Source organism: Mesorhizobium sp. M0340, assembly GCF_040321535.1.
GTDB lineage: Bacteria > Pseudomonadota > Alphaproteobacteria > Rhizobiales > Rhizobiaceae > Mesorhizobium.
Map to the genome: position 1 here is coordinate 175,440 of NZ_JAMYRR010000014.1, position 15,070 is coordinate 190,509.

Below are 15,070 nucleotides of genomic sequence, written 5' to 3' on the forward strand. Positions count from 1 at the left end.
GGGCGCGCTGGTTTTCTCGTGGGCCTGCAACATCCCCGCGGCAAAGATTTGTCATGGTGGCCTCCCTGATAATCGCTGCGGTCTAATGGGGCGATATGGCCACGCCCCAAGGCTGCTGGCCGACCGTTACCGATTGAACCGGCTCGTCCGTCGCCGTGTCGATGAAGGTGATGTCGTTGGAATTACCGTTGGTGGTGATCAGCGTCTTCTGATCAGGTGTGAAGTCGAGATGCCAGACGCGTTGGCCAACCAGGATGTATTTTTCCACCTCGTAGGTTTCGGTATTGATCACGGCGACATGGTTCGCCGGGCCGAGCGCGACATAGGCTTTCTTGCCGTCGGCGCTGATGGCGATGCCCACCGGCTGGATGGTTTCGGGCCGCAGTCCCGCAATCGCGAACTGGATCCTCTTCACCACCTCGCGCTTGAGACTGTCGATGACGCTGACGGTGCCGCCGATTTCGGCGCTGACCCAGATCTGTGATCCGTCGGGCTTGAATTGCGCAAAGCGCGGACGCGTGTCGACCAGGACATTGTCGGTCACCTCATGGCTGTCGGTGTCGATAAAATGCGCCATGCTGGTGGTTTCGGAGGTGTTGACCATGGTTTTGCCATCGGGACTGATAGCCATGCCTTCAGGTTCCACCCCAACGGGAATCTCGGTCATGACCTGCTTGCTCTCGATGTTGATCGCGGTGACGAGATTGTCGTCCTCGTTGGCGACGTAGAGCGTGGTGCCGTCGGGCGAAAGCACGAACAGTTCGGGATCCGGGCCGGATGGCAGCGTGCCCACAATCTGCAGCGTCCCGGTATCGATGATTTCGATCGTATCGTCATCGCTGGCGCACAAATAGATGAACCTGCCGTCATGCGAGATGGTGATACCGCGCGGCCTCTGGCCGACTTCGATGGTCTTCACCACTTGCATCGTCGCCGTGTCGACGACCGTTATCGTATTGTCTTTCTCGTTGGAGACGTAAACGGTGTAAGCCCACGCCGGATTGGCCATGAAGCCGGTTGCGAGAATGGCGAGTGCGCAAGCTCGTCTCTGCACGAAGATTCCTCCCGATTGGTTCTACTTAAGAACGCATTTCGTTTCCGGCTGATCGATACCGAGCGTATCGAGCTCGGAGATCTGGTGGAGATAACCCTCCTGTGGCGATGTCGAGACGACGGATTTGGTGTCGCCGAGCAGGATTGGCTGGCGAAGCTGATGGTTCCACTTGCGGAAGGTCAGCTTCTGTCCCTTGAAGGCGGCGACCGAGAAATCGTCCGAGCGGATGTAGTCGCCGATCTTCTTCGGATCGTCGCCATTGGTCCGCGTGCTGGCTTCGCCCACCACCCGCACCGCCGTCCAGGCCGACATGTCCTTGGACAGCATTCGCCGACCGGTCGTCCTCAGGAAACGGCTCTGCATCTGGATGCCGCCCCATTGCTCGCTCGCGGGATGCCAGGACGACGCGACAAGGCCCGCCGTGCCGGCGACCAGCCGCGGTGTCCAGGTGCGGTAGGGCACATAAGTTCCGAACACCTCGCTCTCATCGGCGACAAGCACCACGTCATGCTCCGGCAGATCCTGCGTGAACACGGAAATCTGCTGCTGTATCTGCGTGGCACCGGTGTCGGTGCGGCGCGCCGTGCCGGTGTCTTTGAACTCCTTCTCGGCGACGATCTGACCGCCGAAGCGGGCCGCCGCGTGGCGCAACGCGTCCGCGTAGAGATGATCCTGCTCATGCGAACCGTAGAGCAGCACCCAATTCGGCCATTTCTTTACCACGAGATACTGCGCCAGCGCGTCAGCCAGCATGCTTCGCGTCGGCGCGATATGGAAAATATTTATGCGGCAGTCTTCCTCGCGCAGGCTGTCGTCGGTAGCACCGACATTGAAGATCAGAACGCCCTTGTCGCGGGCGATGTCCGCGATCGACAGCAATTGCCTGGCCGAGAGGTCCGCGACAACATAGCGGTCACCTTTGGCAATCAGATCGTTGAAGGCTTGGACCGCGTCGGCGTCCGGCTTGACCTCGGTTATGTCGAGGCTGAACTTCTGGCTGAGGAACTTCCCTGTCGTATTGTTGTCGCCGATCGCCACATTGGCGCCGGCAACACCTTCGTCGCGTGGCGGCAGGTCCAGCAGGGAAAGCGCCAGTTGCGGCGCGTAGGCCCGCAAATAACCTATTCTGATTTCGGTTATCTTTCTGTCCGGCCTGTCGGTTGCGACCGGTTGCTTGCCCGTCACTTCCTGGGCCACCACGTCCGCAATGTCGGCGGTCTGGAAAAATAGGCACAAAAAGGCCGCGAGAGTGCCTGGCACCGCGCTCGTCATCGATAAAACTGCCTGTTCTTGCACTAAAGTCCGATTGTTCCCGGACCAGCGCGAATTCAAGGTGCCCACAATGAGCTTAGCGGACCCCACAAGATTTATCAAAGCCTGCAAGTGGACTTGCGTGTCTGCTTTAGTCCTATGCCTTTTCGTGGGAATACGGCGATGAATGAGCGTGTTGCGGTCTTCGACTCCGAGATGATCCGCAGCAATGCCGGAATGTGAAACTCTATGGGTTGTCTTGGGAGGATTGCCTGATGAAAACGCGCGCCGCTGTTGCCGTCGCCGCCGGAAAGCCGCTGGAGATCATGGAGGTCGACCTCGAGGGTCCTCGCGATGGCGAGGTGCTGGTCGAGATCAAGGCAACCGGCATCTGCCACACCGACGAGTTCACGCTGTCGGGCGCCGACCCCGAAGGCCTGTTTCCGGCGATCCTCGGCCATGAGGGCGCCGGCATCGTCGTCGACGTCGGCAAGGGCGTCACCTCGGTCAGGAAGGGCGACCATGTCATCCCGCTCTATACGCCGGAATGCCGGCAGTGCCCGTCCTGCCTGTCGCGCAAGACCAATCTGTGCACCGCCATCCGCGCCACGCAGGGACAGGGCCTGATGCCCGACGGCACCTCGCGCTTCTCGATCGGCAAGGACAGGCTGTTCCACTATATGGGCTGCTCGACCTTTTCCAACTTCACCGTGCTGCCCGAGATCGCGGTGGCCAAGGTCAATGCCGACGCGCCCTTCGACAAGATCTGCTACATCGGCTGCGGCGTCACCACCGGCATCGGTGCTGTGATCAACACGGCCAAGGTCGAGCAAGGCGCGACGGCGGTTGTGTTCGGCCTCGGCGGCATCGGCCTCAACGTCATCCAGGGATTGCGGCTTGCCGGCGCCGACATGATCATCGGCGTCGATGTGAACAACGACAGACGAGAATGGGGCGAGAAATTCGGCATGACGCATTTCGTCAATCCGAAGGAGATCGACGGCGACATCGTGGCCCATCTCGTCAACATGACCAAGCGCGGCGCCGACCAGATCGGCGGCGCCGACTACACCTTCGACTGCACCGGCAACACCAAGGTCATGCGCCAGGCGCTTGAAGCGTCGCATCGCGGCTGGGGCAAGTCGGTCATCATCGGCGTTGCCGGCGCCGGCCAGGAGATCTCGACGCGGCCGTTCCAGCTGGTCACCGGCCGCACCTGGATGGGCACCGCCTTCGGCGGCGCGCGCGGCCGCACCGACGTGCCGAAGATCGTCGACTGGTACATGGCCGGCAAGATCGAGATCGATCCGATGATCACCCACACGCTGAAGCTCGAGGACATCAACAAGGGCTTCGACCTGATGCATGAAGGCAAGTCGATCAGGAGCGTGGTGGTTTACTGAGGAGGAGAAAGCCGCCGGCTAACCAGCCAGCGGCCGAAAATGCACATGTTCAACACGGGAGGAGACAAAAATGCCGGAAAAACTGCATCCTAAAATCGACAATGGATTGCCACGGGAAAAGCCCGGCTTTGCCGGCGGCACGCTGGTCTGCGCATGCACCAGCAACCCGGTCAAGGTGAAGGTCAAGGGCCAGATCGCCCACAACCATGCCTGCGGCTGCACCAAATGCTGGAAGCCGGAAGGCGCGCTGTTCTCGGTCGTGGCGGTTGCCGCCACAAACGACGTGACGGTGACCGAAAACGGCGACAAGCTGAAGGTGGTCGATCCGGGCGCGCTGATCCTGCGCCATGCCTGCACCGGCTGCGGCGTCCACATGCACGGCCCGGTCGAGCGCGACCACGCTTTCAAGGGGCTGTCCTTCATCCATCCGGAACGCTTCCAGGAGGATGGCTGGTCGCCTCCGGGCTTCACCGCCTTTGTCTCGTCGATCATCGAATCCGGTGTCGATCCGAGCCGCATGGATGGTATCCGATCACAGCTGAAGTCGATCGGGCTCGAACCTTATGATTGCCTCAATCCTGGCCTGATGGACTATATCGCCACCTGGACGGCCAAGAGATCCGGCGCATTGCCGGCCTAGTAGCCGCTCGACTATCATCGATCGAGCCGGGCGAAGCCGCCCGGCACGATCACTTGCAGGTGCGGACGGTGGGTCATCGCGGAGCCCTGCGTGTGGAGAACGGCGGTGATGCCGATGCGGGGCGTCGAGAGCGTAGGCCTCGACGCCCCAGTTTTCAGGCATTGCCCATTTCAATCGCATCGATTGCGCCATTGGCCTCCGCCCAGCGCGAAGATCGGCCACGGCTTTTGGTCGAGGGAATGGGCAATTGGTTCCCATCCTATTCGCGGAGAGACAGACACTTGAAGATCGGGCCCAATTAGACTAAGTTTCATAGACTAAGTTTCATAGACTAAGTCAGGAGCCCGCAATGCGCACCGTCAATATTCACGAGGCCAAGACGCATCTGTCTCGTCTTATCGACAGGGCGGCCAAAGGCGAATCCTTCATTATCGCGAAATCCGGCAAGCCGATGGTCAAGGTCGTTGCCATAAACGCACCTGCGGCCGGCGAAATGCGTCGCGTTGGGTTTATGGCCGGGCAGTTTTCAGTTCCGGACGACTTTGATCGGATGGCCGCTGAGGAAATCGAGAAGCTGTTTGGCGGCGATGCATGAAACTTCTGCTCGATACCCATCTTCTGCTCTGGGCGGCGGGCGAGCCCGAGAAGCTGCCGTCCGCCGCCCTCGCCGAAATCGAGAATGTCGACAACCACCTGACTTTCAGCGCCGCAAGCCTCTGGGAGATTGCCATCAAACGCGGTCTGGGCCGCCCTGACTTTAGGGTCGATGCGCGTCTTTTACGTCGGGGGCTGATAGACAATGGCTATCATGAGCTGCCAATCACCGGCGAGCATGCCATTGCGGTGGATGGGCTTCCACCCATCCACAAGGACCCCTTCGATCGGATCCTGATTGCTCAATCGATTGTGGAAGGCATCACATTGCTGACCATCGACGATCTGGTCGCGCAGTATCCTGGGCCTGTCCGTCGTCTCTGACAGAGGTGGCCCGGGCGGTGGGCTAAGCGGTTGAAGTCAGCTATCGCTTCAGACCACCCATGAACGCCTTTACTCGAGCAGAGTCGACCTGGTTCCACCAGACGCCGTCGTGCTTCAGCGCGCTGGCGATGATGACCCCGTCGACAATGGCGAGGATATCCTTGGCATTGTCCGCCGTGACACCGCTTCCGACCAGCGTCGGCAGGCCGGCGGCCTGCTTGATCATGCTTATGTAGCCCAAATCCGCGGCGTGGCCGGTGCGCTGGCCGGTCGCGATGATGGCATCGGCATCGAAGAAGACCAGATCCTTGACTAGTTCCTCCACCGGACGGTCGGCGACGATGGCATGTGCGCCGTGTTTGACATGGGCATCGGCGAAGATGCGAATGCCGTTGGCGCGCAGCCTGGCGCGGTAGCGCGCCGCGCGGCCCGACTCGCCTTCGACAAAACCCTCATTGGCGACATAGGCGTTCGCCCATTGATTGACGCGGACGAAACCGGCGCCGGCAGCGCTGGCGATCGCCAAAGCCGGGATCGCGGCATTGGCCAGCACGTTGATGCCGACCGGTCTGCCGAGCTCGCGGCGGATGCGGTCGGAAACGACCGCCATATAGGCCGCCGTCTCCGGCCCGATATCGTCAGGCTTGGCGAAAGGGATGTCGCCATGGTTCTCGACGATGACGCCGTCGCAGCCGCCGTCGAGATAGGCTTTGGCGTCATCGAGCCCGCGCTGGTAGATCACTTCCACGGCCTCGCCGTCATAGCGCGGCGCGCCGGGCAGGGGCGCCAGGTGAACGACGCCGATCACCACCTTGGTGCGGCCGAAAAGGTGCAAGAGTGCGTCGCCGTCGGATTGGCCGATCTGGGTCATGAGAGCTCCATTTGATCGATGAGCACCGCCATCTCGGAGGCGGAAGGACAGGATGCCAGCGTGCCCGGCCGTGTCACGGCGATTGCGGCGGCCGCCAGCGCAAGCTCCAGCGCCGAGGTAACCAACATGCCCCGGGCAAGCCCGCCGGCGAGACAGCCGCAGAACACATCGCCAGCGCCGCTGGTGTCGAGCGCCTCGACCTGCGGCGCCGGCAAACGAAGCGGCTCTTCCTGGCCCGGGCCAAGCACGAGACAGCCTGCGGCGCCGAGCGTGATGACGACGGTGCCTGCACCTTTGGCCACCAGCGCGCCGGCGGCTGCTATCATGTCATCCCGGCCGGTCAGGGTTTTCGCCTCGGATTGGTTGACAACCAAAAACTCCGCCAGGCCAAGATCGGGAACGGATGCCGCATCGATCGGGCTGGCGTTGAGAACGGTGCGTGCGCCGCTTTCCTTTGCTGCTCTGAGGCTGGCATCGGTCGCGGCGGCACGCAAATTTCCCTGGCAGACGAGGATGTCGCCGGGAGCGATCCAGCGGACAAGTGCTGTTTGCGCCACCGGATCGAACGCTTCGCTGCAGGCAACGCCGCTGACAATGAAATTCTCGCCGCCTTGATCGACGACGATGGTCGAGCGGTCGCTCGGCAGCTCGAATTCGCTGACCTCAAGGTCTGACAATTCGCTGTTGAGGCGGCTCCTGATCCATGTGCCTTCGCGGTCCTTGCCGAGCGCCGTCCAGAACGTCACTTCTGCACCAGTCCGCGCTGCTGCGACCGCCTGGTTGGCACCCTTGCCGCCGAGCCCGTCGGCATAGCTCACGGCATTCAAAGTCTCGCCCGCGGCAGGGAGGCGGCCGACGCGAAACATGGTATCGATGCAGGCATTGCCGACGACATGGACATGCATGGCTCAGCTCTCGCCGGTCGCCCAGCCCAGCATCTGTTCGAACAGGGTCTTGTAACGTGGCCAGGCGATGAATTGCGGCGGCAGCCAATGCGGCCCGACATCGGATGTCCAGGCCACGGTGCGGCCCTTGCCGTAGTGGCCGGTGACAAGCAGCGGCAGCGAACCATAATCCGACGATACGCTGGCCAGAACTTCCGCATCGTCCTTCAGTGTCACCTCGTTGAAGCCGAGCAGGATCGGCCAGTCCGAACCGAGGCCCCTGAGGATAGGATGTGTCGACCCTGGTTTCGGCACCGGGGCAAAGCCTTCGGGAACCTCGACGCGATCGTCGTAGGCCAGGCAGTTCACCGGCAGCACGTCCTCGATTGGCGTCTTGCGGTAGCGCGCGCCGCCATTGATGCCCTGGAAGCTGTAGTAACCGCCGAACATCAACAGACCGCCGCCGCCGCTGACGTAATCTCGGAGCAGGCGCAGGCGGTTCGGCGTCGGCTTGGAGTGGACCCAGGTGTCGGGATGCAGCAGCAGCGTGTTGGCGCCAATGTCGGAGAGCACGACCGCATCATAGGCCGACAGCGCCTCCATCGTCTGAGGAAAGCCGCGCTGCGCCTCATGCGCCGGCATGAAGGTGACGTCGAAATCGGTCGCCTTGAGCGCGCCCAGCAATTCGTCGGCGCCGGTGTGATAGGTGACAGTCGGGAACTGGTCGAAACCCTTGATGTGGGTCGCGGTCGACACCCAGGATTCGCCGGCAAGCAGGATCTTCTTCTTGGACATTTGAACTCCGTCGTAAGTCTAGGCCGCTTGGAGCCGCGCGAACACGCTCTTCGGATTGGCGATCAGCATGCGGTCGATGGCCGCCTGTTCGACGCCATGCCGTTTCAGGCGCGGTATGAAATGCTTCAGGATATAGCCATAGCCGAAGCCGCCGAAGCGCGTCAGCATGATCTTGAGGAACACATCCTGCGACAATAGCAGGCGGTCGCCGAAGCCGGCCTCGACAAGAGCGGCGATGGCGCGTGCATTCTCCTCGTCGGAGGGCGATTGCGCGTCCTGGTCGGCATAATAATAGTCCATGCCGATCATGTCGTATTCGAGGAACGCGCCGCGCCGGGCGAGGCTTTTCTGGTAATCGGGATCGTCGTGGCTCGGGTTCATGTGGCAGAGCACCGTGTGGCGGAGATCGGCGCCCTCGGCCTCCACGGTATCGAGCACGTCGTGCGCCAGTCGCTCCCAGCCAGGCAGATGGATCGACAGCGGCACGCCGGTGATGCGCGAAGCGCGCGCCGAAGCTCGCAGCGACTTGCGTTCCTCGGCGGTGAAATCCTTGCTGACGCCGACCTCGCCGATCAGCCCGGCCATGATCGGCGGCTGCGTCTCGCCGCCGCCGACATCGTTGACGATGAACTCGGTCACGCCGTCGACATCCATGGCCTTCAGCCATTCGGGATGGGTATGCTCGAGATAGAAGCCGGTGCCCATGACGATCTTGAGGCCGGACATGCGGCTGATGCGGGCAAGCTTTTCGGGGTCACGGCCGATGCCGATATTGGTGGCGTCGACGACGGTGTGGCCGCCCAGCGCGCGATAGCGCTGCAGTTCCGACAGCGCCAGGTCGGCGTCGTCGAGCGAGACATTGTCGCGGTTGACGTAAGGGTTCATGCGCAATTCGCCGATGATCTCGATGTTCACCGGCTGCTCGGCGATCGCCATGTCATCGGGATGGTAGGGGCATTTCCAGCTGCGCGCGCCGTCGAGCAATATGTGCTCGTGCATCAGCGTTATCCCCATCTCCTCGACCGGAACCGGGCCGAGCACGGTCATCACTTGGCCGGTTTCGACCCCGATTGGCAACCGCTGCCTGGGCGCTGCGTCATCGAACAGACCACTCATCGGCTCAACGGCTCCGCACGGCGCCGCGGAACAGGCGGAAGTTCAGCCAGATGGCGATCAGGATGATCGTTCCGGTGACGATCGGCGTCAGGAAGGGCGACAGATGCGCCAGGATCAGGCCGTTGCCGATGACGGCCACGGTCAGCGCGCCGAGCACCGTGCCGATGATGGTTCCACGGCCGCCGAACAGGCTGGTGCCGCCGAGCACGACGGCGGCGATGACTTCCAGCTCGAAACCCTGTCCGGCATTTGAAGATCCCGATCCAAGCCGGGCAGCAATGATGATGCCGGCAAGGGCCGCCGCGGTGGCGGAAATCACATAGACGAAGAGCGTCGTCTGCCTCGTGTTGACGCCGGCACGCCGCACCGCCTCGGCGTTGGCGCCGATGCCGGTGACATAGCGGCCGAACGGCGTCTCGTTGAAGGCGAGATAGGCGATGGCCAGGATCGCCAGCGCGATCAGCGCCGGCACCGGCACGCCAAGAAACCAGGCGCGGCCCAGCACTGTGAAAGCGCTTCCGGGCTCGATGGGGATGGAATAGCCGCCTGTGATCAGCAGCGCCAAGCCCCGGATCACCGAAAGCCCGGCAAGCGTGACGATGAAGGACGGGATGCCCTCATAGGCGACGAAATAGCCCTGCACCGCGCCAAGCAGGGCACCGAGCGCGAGCATGACGAGGATAACGACTGGCCACGGCAGGCCAAGCTGCAAAAGTGTCGCCGACAGCGTCGCCACCAGCGCCAGCACGGAGCCGACCGACAGATCGATGCCGCCGGTGGTGATGACGAAAGTCATTGCCGCGGCAACGATCAGCAGCGGCGCCGACTGCCGCAGGATGTTCAACAGATTGGGCGATGTCAGAAACGCGTCGGTCGCAACCGAGAAGATGATGCAGACGACCAGAAAGAACAGCGCGATCGAGACGACACTGCCATTGGCGAGGAGCGCATCGCGCCAGGTGCCCTTGCGCACACGTGAGGGCTGGGCGGCGTGGATCGCGTCGCTCATGCCGGCCCTCCACCGCGGTAGCCGTTGGTGGCGGAACGCGCACTGAACTTGCGGCCGACGATCAGATTGACCACGTCCTCGATGTTGGTCTCGCCGATCAGCCGCTCGGCTACGTTGCGCCCTTCGTACATAACCTGGATGCGGTCGCAGACGAGGAACAGATCCTGCAGCCGGTGGGTGATCAGGATGACGCTGACACCGCGCGCACTGACCGCACGGATCAGTTCGAGCACCGCCTCGACTTCGGCCACGGCAAGCGCTGCCGTCGGCTCGTCCATGATCAGCACGGCCGGCTCGAACGAGGCGGCACGGCCGATCGCGATCGACTGGCGCTGCCCGCCGGAGAGGTTTTCGACCTTGAGTCGCGTGTCGGCAATGACGATGCCGAGCCGATCGAGCATCTGGCGCGTCTCGTCATGCATGCGCTTTTTGTCGAGAAAGGAAATGCCTGCGATGCGGCGGCGCGGCTCGCGGCCGAGAAACAGATTGCCGGCGACGTCGACCGTGTCGCACAGCGACAGGTCCTGGTAGACCATCTCGACGCGCGCCGCACGCGCGTCCGCCGGCGAGCTGAAGATCACCGGCTTGCCGTCGATCTCGATGGTGCCGGCGTCGGGAACCACTGCCCCCGACAGCACCTTGCTCAATGTCGACTTGCCCGCGCCATTGTCGCCGACCAGCCCCAGCACCTCGCCCGGCTTCAGCGTCAGCGATACGTCATCGAGCGTCTGGATGGCGTTGTAGCGCTTTGAGATGCCGCTCATCCGCACCCGATAGGTCTGGCCACTGCTCATCTGGGATTCCACGCGATTGCAAGGTGCCCCGCGGCGCAGCCTCAGGCGGCGCCGCGGCCCGGTCGCCGACGCAGTTTACTTGAACATCGCGCGGTATTGGTCGACATTCTTCTTGGTCACGATCGTCACCGGGATGTTGATGATCGGATCGATTTTCTCGCCCTTCTTGAGCTTGCCCAGCGCTTCGACCGCAGCCTTGCCTTCGCCGGCTGGATCCTGCTGCACGACCGCGACCACCCAGCCGTCGTCGATGCCCTGAACGGCCTGCTTGGTCAGATCCCAGCCGAACACCTTGACGTCGCCGGTGCGGCCCTGGCTGGTCACGGCCGAAACTGCGCCGAGCAAGGCCGGCTCTCCGGTTGCATAGAGCGAGTTCATGTCCGGATTGGCAGTCATCAGGTTTTCCGAAGCGCTCAACGCGGTCTCCTGAACGTTCTGGCCGTCGACCGTGTCGAGGAAGGTGACGGCCTGGCCGCTTTCGGTCACCGCCTTCTTGAAGCCGTCGAGCCGCTGGTTCTGGATGAATGAATTGAGTGCGCCCACGATACCGATCTTGGCCTTGCCGCCCATCCCGGTCTTCACATAGTCGGCGTAGAATTTGCCGATGTCCTCGCCGGCCTTGGTGTTGTCGACGCCGATGAACGAAATATTGTCGCCGTCGGGGATCTGCGCGTCGATGGCTATGACGGGAATGCCGGCCGCCTTGGCTGCGGTGATCGCAGGCTTGACGCCGTTGACGTCGATGGCGACTAGAATGATGCCGTCGACTTTCTGCGTGATGTAGTTCTCGATCGCGTCGTTCTGCGCGCTCGGCACATTATTCGCGTTGAAGATGACCAGCTTGGCGCCGGCGGCGTCGGCTGCCTTTTGCGCGCCCTCGTTGATCTGGTTGAAGAACAGGGCCTGCTGGTTGATGTTGACGAGAGCGAACGTATCGGCAAGCGCCGATCCCATGGCTGCCGAGCCCATGGCAATGGCGGCGGCACAGCCGGCGAGAAGTTTGAACAGACGCATTTCGGTTCCCCTTGCTTGCGGACCAGACCTCGGCTGGTCCCGTTGGTGCTACAGGCACGAGGCAACCATTCAAGAGACTTGAATATTTGTCAATCCAAATGAACGCCGAGCGTTGCTCAGAAAGTCGCCGGCGTATTGACCCAGAAAATGCTGGCGCGTTCCTCGCCGATGTTGCGGTAATGATGCGGCAGCTCCGACCTGAACACGAAGGCATCACCCGTGACGAGAGCATGGCTCTTGCCGTCGACGATCAACTCGATTCGGCCGGCGAGCACATAGCCGACTTCCTCGCCGGCATGCTGGATCGGACCTTCGCTCGATCCCTCCGCCTCGATGTGATGGATGTTGCATTGTAAGAGGTGGCCAGGCGAATATGGAATGATGCGTTCGAGCGAAATTCCTTCGCCGCGCCGTAGCGCGTCGAGCGCAATCAAAGGCCTCGCGCCCGCCCGGAATACGATCGCCTCGTCGTCGTCGACTTGCTCGAACATCCAGCCGATGTTGGTGTCGAGAACCTCGACCAGACGGTGAAGCATGGGCAGGGACGGCGAAGCCTTACCGTTCTCGATCTTGGACAGCAGGCTTTCCGAGCAATTCGCAGCCGCGGCCAGCGTCTTCAGCGTCATGCCGCGTGTCTGGCGGGCGAGACGCAGCCGAGTTCCAAGTCTCGCGGCATTTACGGTGGCGTCCGTTTCTGATTCTGGCCGCCGTCGATCGATCTTGTTCATCTGTTCGCCAACCATTCAACGGTCAAGGGCAACTATCGCGCGAGCAAAAGACCTCGGCCGACGATTTGCAAGTGCTGATGCGTCAAATTCGAGACTTCAGGCGCAGCTGCCGCATCCGGCGAATGCCGCTCCCGCATGAACCGTGCTGATGATCCCGCGCCAGTTATCCCCTATCGCTTGGCTGTCCATCGTGGTCGAAATCGCCAGCCGTTACCGCGTTTGTGTCACGTGGCGAGTGGACTTGGAACGACAATGCCGGCAAGGCGGGCCACGCAGCCAACCTACACAATCACGGCCGCGCCGACACGATAAAATCTGGACTGTCACCGAATTGCGGAGCGCGCCCAGAAGTCACCCGGGCAGCGCCCCATGGAGTTACGCCCAGGGCGCGCAGGCTCTCGATAGCCGCGACGTATCCAGTGAAATCCCTGGGGCAGTCGCGCGCTTGAGCTTCGTCAATTTTGAAGAAAGTCCAACAGAACTAATGGACTAGCGCCTTGCGGAAGTGAATTGCGGAAGCGGCGACCAATTAACGCTTTAGAAGTATGGAGACATCTACACGAGGTGCGAAGAAGCAACGCCAATACAGCTGATTGGTTACAGCATATTTATTTTCGCATATGTGGTATTGACCGTCCGGGGATTCCTGTACACGGTCCCGTGGGATGGTGAAATTATGCGGCAAATAGGTGTACCCGCCGTCTACCCTGGACCGCACCGAAGACCGGGGTATGGCGCGGCAATCTGAACCGCCGCAGCACTTGAATTTGGTCTGCGGGTCAATCTTATCTTCGTACCAATCATGGGCGTTAGCGGCTGTTGCGGCGGCGATACACATCGCCGTGAAGATGAGCCTTCGCATGGCATTCCTCAAGTATCTGGCAGGCGCTGCTCGTTGGGGGTTCCATGTATATTAGCGTTCCATTGAAAATACCATTGGCCTCCGATCGACTTAACGCAGCTCCAGCCAGCGGCGCTCGCAACGGAAGACCGCCAGCTCGGGCAATTGGATTGGGAGCGTTTTGGTGCAGCGCGGACGCAGCTCGTCCGCACCTGCCCAAAGGGCGAGCCGACGCATTCATTGACAACGACATTGATCCGGCAATTCTACCTAAGCTCTCTGACGATGATCTTCGGGAGCTTGGCATAAAATCTGTCGGTCACCGGAAAAAGATCCTGACCGCCATCGCTAAGCTCTCGCATCAGGCGGACCAACCACTCCCGGCGAGCGAAGCGGCTACGCGGAGGGGAGGGCGTCCTTTGCTACTTCGGCTGGCCACACGCGCCCCCGTGCGGCTTCTCCCGCTTGCTCTCCACGATCATCCGCTCGATGTGGGCCGGCAACTGGTTCCGGCCGGCGCGAGCGGCCCCTTAGGGCCTCAAGGCCCTCATCCTTCGCGACTGAAGATCTTGTACCCAGTCTTACGCGAGATGCCGAACTCCCGGCGCACAGGTTGCTCATGCCTTCTCCATCGAGAAGGCGGGGCACGAAACGAAGTCGCTCCTCCATCACCGAACACTCTTTCCAAGGCGTCAACACCTCCGCCAAGCCAAAAGTGTTACCCATGGGTCCGGTACAAAACGTCACCTATGTCTCGGGTCGCTCATTCACCGCACCTTTCAATCGTGCTATGGAAATCAAATCGTAGGGCCATAACGGTAGGCCGTGCGGTCAGGAGCGCTTGGAGGAACCAGCATTGCCTGAAGGTGCGGAACCTCGTCGTGATCATCGGCAACGCGTCTTGAAACGTGCGACCATCATCATCAGCATCACAAGTTCTGAAATCAGCTGCACCATGCGCAATCAGCATGCAAGCGGAGCAGAATTGAAGTTGCCGGCCGAAACAAGGATTCCGACCGAGTTTCTTCTGTACGTTCCCGTCGACGGAGTAGCTTACCGATCTGTTGTGCGATGGCGCAAAAACGAGAAGGTCGGAGTCCAATTCACTGGCGTTGAGCCGAAGCCCCGCCTCCATTACGGATAGAGCGGGGTATAAATAACGCGCTTCAGCGTAATGCGCTTCAGCGAAACGTCGAAGGTTGATCATTGACGGGGCTTGCAGATTTGCTAGGTCGCTAGTGCGCCTTGCCCCCAGTAGTTCCCATCACCTTCCTGGGAACGCAGCCTGACCAGCCTCGCTGGCTGGCAAGCCGGGCGCTTCATGCGCTTTGGCGACGGCCCAGGATGCTCCTAGCGCGCTTCCATAGCCGCTTGCGGATCGCTCGGGTGCGGATCTCACCCATGAGGGCGAATGCCGGCTTGCCAGTTTCGCGTTCAACGCCAAGCACTTGTGCCGGTCGGGGCTAAAGAGCGTGTATTTCAAATGGAGTGAAATCCTTAGTCGTTCCTTCACCCATCTTTGCTTCAAATATCTCCATGGAATTGGGTGCCCGTATCTTGAAGCGGTTTGTCTGCCGGCTGCGACGAACCGGCAAGAGTGGCAACGTTGCCACTATTTTTGCCCTGTCGTTGCCGATCGTCGTCGGCGGCGCGGGTCTCGGCGTTGAGACTTCCTACTGGTATTACAGCGGC

Annotated in this window: 15 protein-coding genes and 3 pseudogenes; 6 read left to right on the plus strand and 12 right to left on the minus strand. The window is 61.4% G+C overall.

All coding sequences use genetic code 11. The features are described from left to right. Positions 1 to 82 precede the first annotated feature (82 nt). On the minus strand, positions 83 to 1,054 hold the full coding sequence (locus tag NKI79_RS20740; RefSeq protein ID WP_352803900.1) for a YVTN family beta-propeller repeat protein: 972 nt from the start codon (positions 1,052 to 1,054) through the stop codon (positions 83 to 85). 21 nt (positions 1,055 to 1,075) lie between these two features. Then, complete coding sequence (locus NKI79_RS20745) at positions 1,076 to 2,326, minus strand: lanthanide ABC transporter ABC transporter substrate-binding protein PedA1 (protein ID WP_352803903.1); 1,251 nt, start codon at positions 2,324 to 2,326, stop codon at positions 1,076 to 1,078. A 254-nt stretch (positions 2,327 to 2,580) separates the two neighbouring features. Between NKI79_RS20745 and NKI79_RS20750 the strand changes: the two genes are divergently transcribed. Together NKI79_RS20750 and gfa are read left to right on the plus strand one after the other, a co-directional pair. Further along, positions 2,581 to 3,708, plus strand: coding sequence for an S-(hydroxymethyl)glutathione dehydrogenase/class III alcohol dehydrogenase (locus NKI79_RS20750; protein ID WP_352803905.1), 1,128 nt, complete (start codon positions 2,581 to 2,583; stop codon positions 3,706 to 3,708). Between the two features lie 70 nt (positions 3,709 to 3,778). Beyond that, complete coding sequence (gene gfa, locus NKI79_RS20755; protein ID WP_352803907.1) at positions 3,779 to 4,348, plus strand: S-(hydroxymethyl)glutathione synthase; 570 nt, start codon at positions 3,779 to 3,781, stop codon at positions 4,346 to 4,348. Positions 4,349 to 4,383: 35 nt separating this feature from the next. Here gfa and NKI79_RS20760 read toward each other — a convergent pair. After that, positions 4,384 to 4,470: pseudogene (locus NKI79_RS20760) on the minus strand (transposase); the annotation flags it as partial. 227 nt (positions 4,471 to 4,697) lie between these two features. Between NKI79_RS20760 and NKI79_RS20765 the strand changes: the two are divergent. Together NKI79_RS20765 and NKI79_RS20770 are read left to right on the plus strand one after the other, a co-directional pair. Continuing rightward, a complete protein-coding gene (locus tag NKI79_RS20765) occupies positions 4,698 to 4,943 on the plus strand; it encodes a type II toxin-antitoxin system Phd/YefM family antitoxin (protein ID WP_254819821.1) in 246 nt (81 codons plus the stop codon). After that, positions 4,940 to 5,326, plus strand: coding sequence for a type II toxin-antitoxin system VapC family toxin (locus NKI79_RS20770; RefSeq protein ID WP_254819822.1), 387 nt, complete (start codon positions 4,940 to 4,942; stop codon positions 5,324 to 5,326). Before NKI79_RS20765 ends, NKI79_RS20770 begins: the two co-directional genes overlap by 4 nt. Positions 5,327 to 5,366: 40 nt before the next feature. On the opposite strand, the gene NKI79_RS20775 is transcribed toward NKI79_RS20770, so the two are convergent. The 8 genes from NKI79_RS20775 to NKI79_RS20810 form a co-directional block, all read right to left on the minus strand. Then, on the minus strand, positions 5,367 to 6,197 hold the full coding sequence (locus tag NKI79_RS20775; RefSeq protein ID WP_352803911.1) for a BtpA/SgcQ family protein: 831 nt from the start codon (positions 6,195 to 6,197) through the stop codon (positions 5,367 to 5,369). After that, a complete protein-coding gene (locus tag NKI79_RS20780) occupies positions 6,194 to 7,102 on the minus strand; it encodes a ribokinase (protein WP_352803913.1) in 909 nt (302 codons plus the stop codon). The genes NKI79_RS20775 and NKI79_RS20780 overlap by 4 nt, the downstream gene beginning before the upstream one ends. A gap of 3 nt (positions 7,103 to 7,105) precedes the next feature. Next, positions 7,106 to 7,876, minus strand: coding sequence for a glutamine amidotransferase (locus tag NKI79_RS20785; protein WP_352803915.1), 771 nt, complete (start codon positions 7,874 to 7,876; stop codon positions 7,106 to 7,108). An 18-nt stretch (positions 7,877 to 7,894) separates the two neighbouring features. Further along, entirely contained in the window at positions 7,895 to 8,992 is a 1,098-nt protein-coding gene (locus NKI79_RS20790; RefSeq protein ID WP_352803918.1) for a phosphotriesterase family protein, read from the minus strand. 4 nt (positions 8,993 to 8,996) lie between these two features. After that, positions 8,997 to 10,001, minus strand: coding sequence for an ABC transporter permease (locus NKI79_RS20795; RefSeq protein ID WP_352803921.1), 1,005 nt, complete (start codon positions 9,999 to 10,001; stop codon positions 8,997 to 8,999). Then, complete coding sequence (locus NKI79_RS20800; protein ID WP_352803924.1) at positions 9,998 to 10,795, minus strand: ATP-binding cassette domain-containing protein; 798 nt, start codon at positions 10,793 to 10,795, stop codon at positions 9,998 to 10,000. Before NKI79_RS20800 ends, NKI79_RS20795 begins: the two co-directional genes overlap by 4 nt. Positions 10,796 to 10,870: 75 nt before the next feature. After that, entirely contained in the window at positions 10,871 to 11,809 is a 939-nt protein-coding gene (locus NKI79_RS20805) for an ABC transporter substrate-binding protein (RefSeq protein ID WP_352803927.1), read from the minus strand. A gap of 116 nt (positions 11,810 to 11,925) precedes the next feature. Next, on the minus strand, positions 11,926 to 12,537 hold the full coding sequence (locus NKI79_RS20810; RefSeq protein WP_352803928.1) for a cupin domain-containing protein: 612 nt from the start codon (positions 12,535 to 12,537) through the stop codon (positions 11,926 to 11,928). Between the two features lie 906 nt (positions 12,538 to 13,443). Here NKI79_RS20810 and NKI79_RS20815 point away from each other — a divergent pair. Further along, positions 13,444 to 13,722: pseudogene (locus NKI79_RS20815) on the plus strand (SAM domain-containing protein); the annotation flags it as partial. A gap of 96 nt (positions 13,723 to 13,818) precedes the next feature. On the opposite strand, the pseudogene NKI79_RS20820 reads toward NKI79_RS20815, so the two are convergent. Continuing rightward, a pseudogene (locus tag NKI79_RS20820) lies at positions 13,819 to 14,104 on the minus strand (helix-turn-helix domain-containing protein); the annotation flags it as partial. A 115-nt stretch (positions 14,105 to 14,219) separates the two neighbouring features. Between NKI79_RS20820 and NKI79_RS20825 the strand changes: the two are divergent. Continuing rightward, positions 14,220 to 14,522 (plus strand): PilZ domain-containing protein, encoded by a 303-nt coding sequence (locus NKI79_RS20825; RefSeq protein ID WP_502894293.1) that lies wholly within the window; start codon positions 14,220 to 14,222, stop codon positions 14,520 to 14,522. Positions 14,523 to 15,070: the final 548 nt, after the last annotated feature.

Excerpts from the sequence above, each read along its gene's own strand:
- NKI79_RS20745 (WP_352803903.1), bottom strand. The coding sequence starts at position 2,326 with ATGACGAGCGCGGTGCCAGGCACTCTCGCGGCCTTTTTGTGCCTATTT.
- NKI79_RS20750 (WP_352803905.1), top strand. The coding sequence starts at position 2,581 with ATGAAAACGCGCGCCGCTGTTGCCGTCGCCGCCGGAAAGCCGCTGGAG.
- gfa (WP_352803907.1), top strand. The coding sequence starts at position 3,779 with ATGCCGGAAAAACTGCATCCTAAAATCGACAATGGATTGCCACGGGAA.
- NKI79_RS20765 (WP_254819821.1), top strand. The coding sequence starts at position 4,698 with ATGCGCACCGTCAATATTCACGAGGCCAAGACGCATCTGTCTCGTCTT.
- NKI79_RS20770 (WP_254819822.1), top strand. The coding sequence starts at position 4,940 with ATGAAACTTCTGCTCGATACCCATCTTCTGCTCTGGGCGGCGGGCGAG.
- NKI79_RS20775 (WP_352803911.1), bottom strand. The coding sequence starts at position 6,197 with ATGACCCAGATCGGCCAATCCGACGGCGACGCACTCTTGCACCTTTTC.
- NKI79_RS20780 (WP_352803913.1), bottom strand. The coding sequence starts at position 7,102 with ATGCATGTCCATGTCGTCGGCAATGCCTGCATCGATACCATGTTTCGC.
- NKI79_RS20785 (WP_352803915.1), bottom strand. The coding sequence starts at position 7,876 with ATGTCCAAGAAGAAGATCCTGCTTGCCGGCGAATCCTGGGTGTCGACC.
- NKI79_RS20790 (WP_352803918.1), bottom strand. The coding sequence starts at position 8,992 with ATGAGTGGTCTGTTCGATGACGCAGCGCCCAGGCAGCGGTTGCCAATC.
- NKI79_RS20795 (WP_352803921.1), bottom strand. The coding sequence starts at position 10,001 with ATGAGCGACGCGATCCACGCCGCCCAGCCCTCACGTGTGCGCAAGGGC.
- NKI79_RS20800 (WP_352803924.1), bottom strand. The coding sequence starts at position 10,795 with ATGAGCAGTGGCCAGACCTATCGGGTGCGGATGAGCGGCATCTCAAAG.
- NKI79_RS20805 (WP_352803927.1), bottom strand. The coding sequence starts at position 11,809 with ATGCGTCTGTTCAAACTTCTCGCCGGCTGTGCCGCCGCCATTGCCATG.
- NKI79_RS20810 (WP_352803928.1), bottom strand. The coding sequence starts at position 12,537 with ATGAACAAGATCGATCGACGGCGGCCAGAATCAGAAACGGACGCCACC.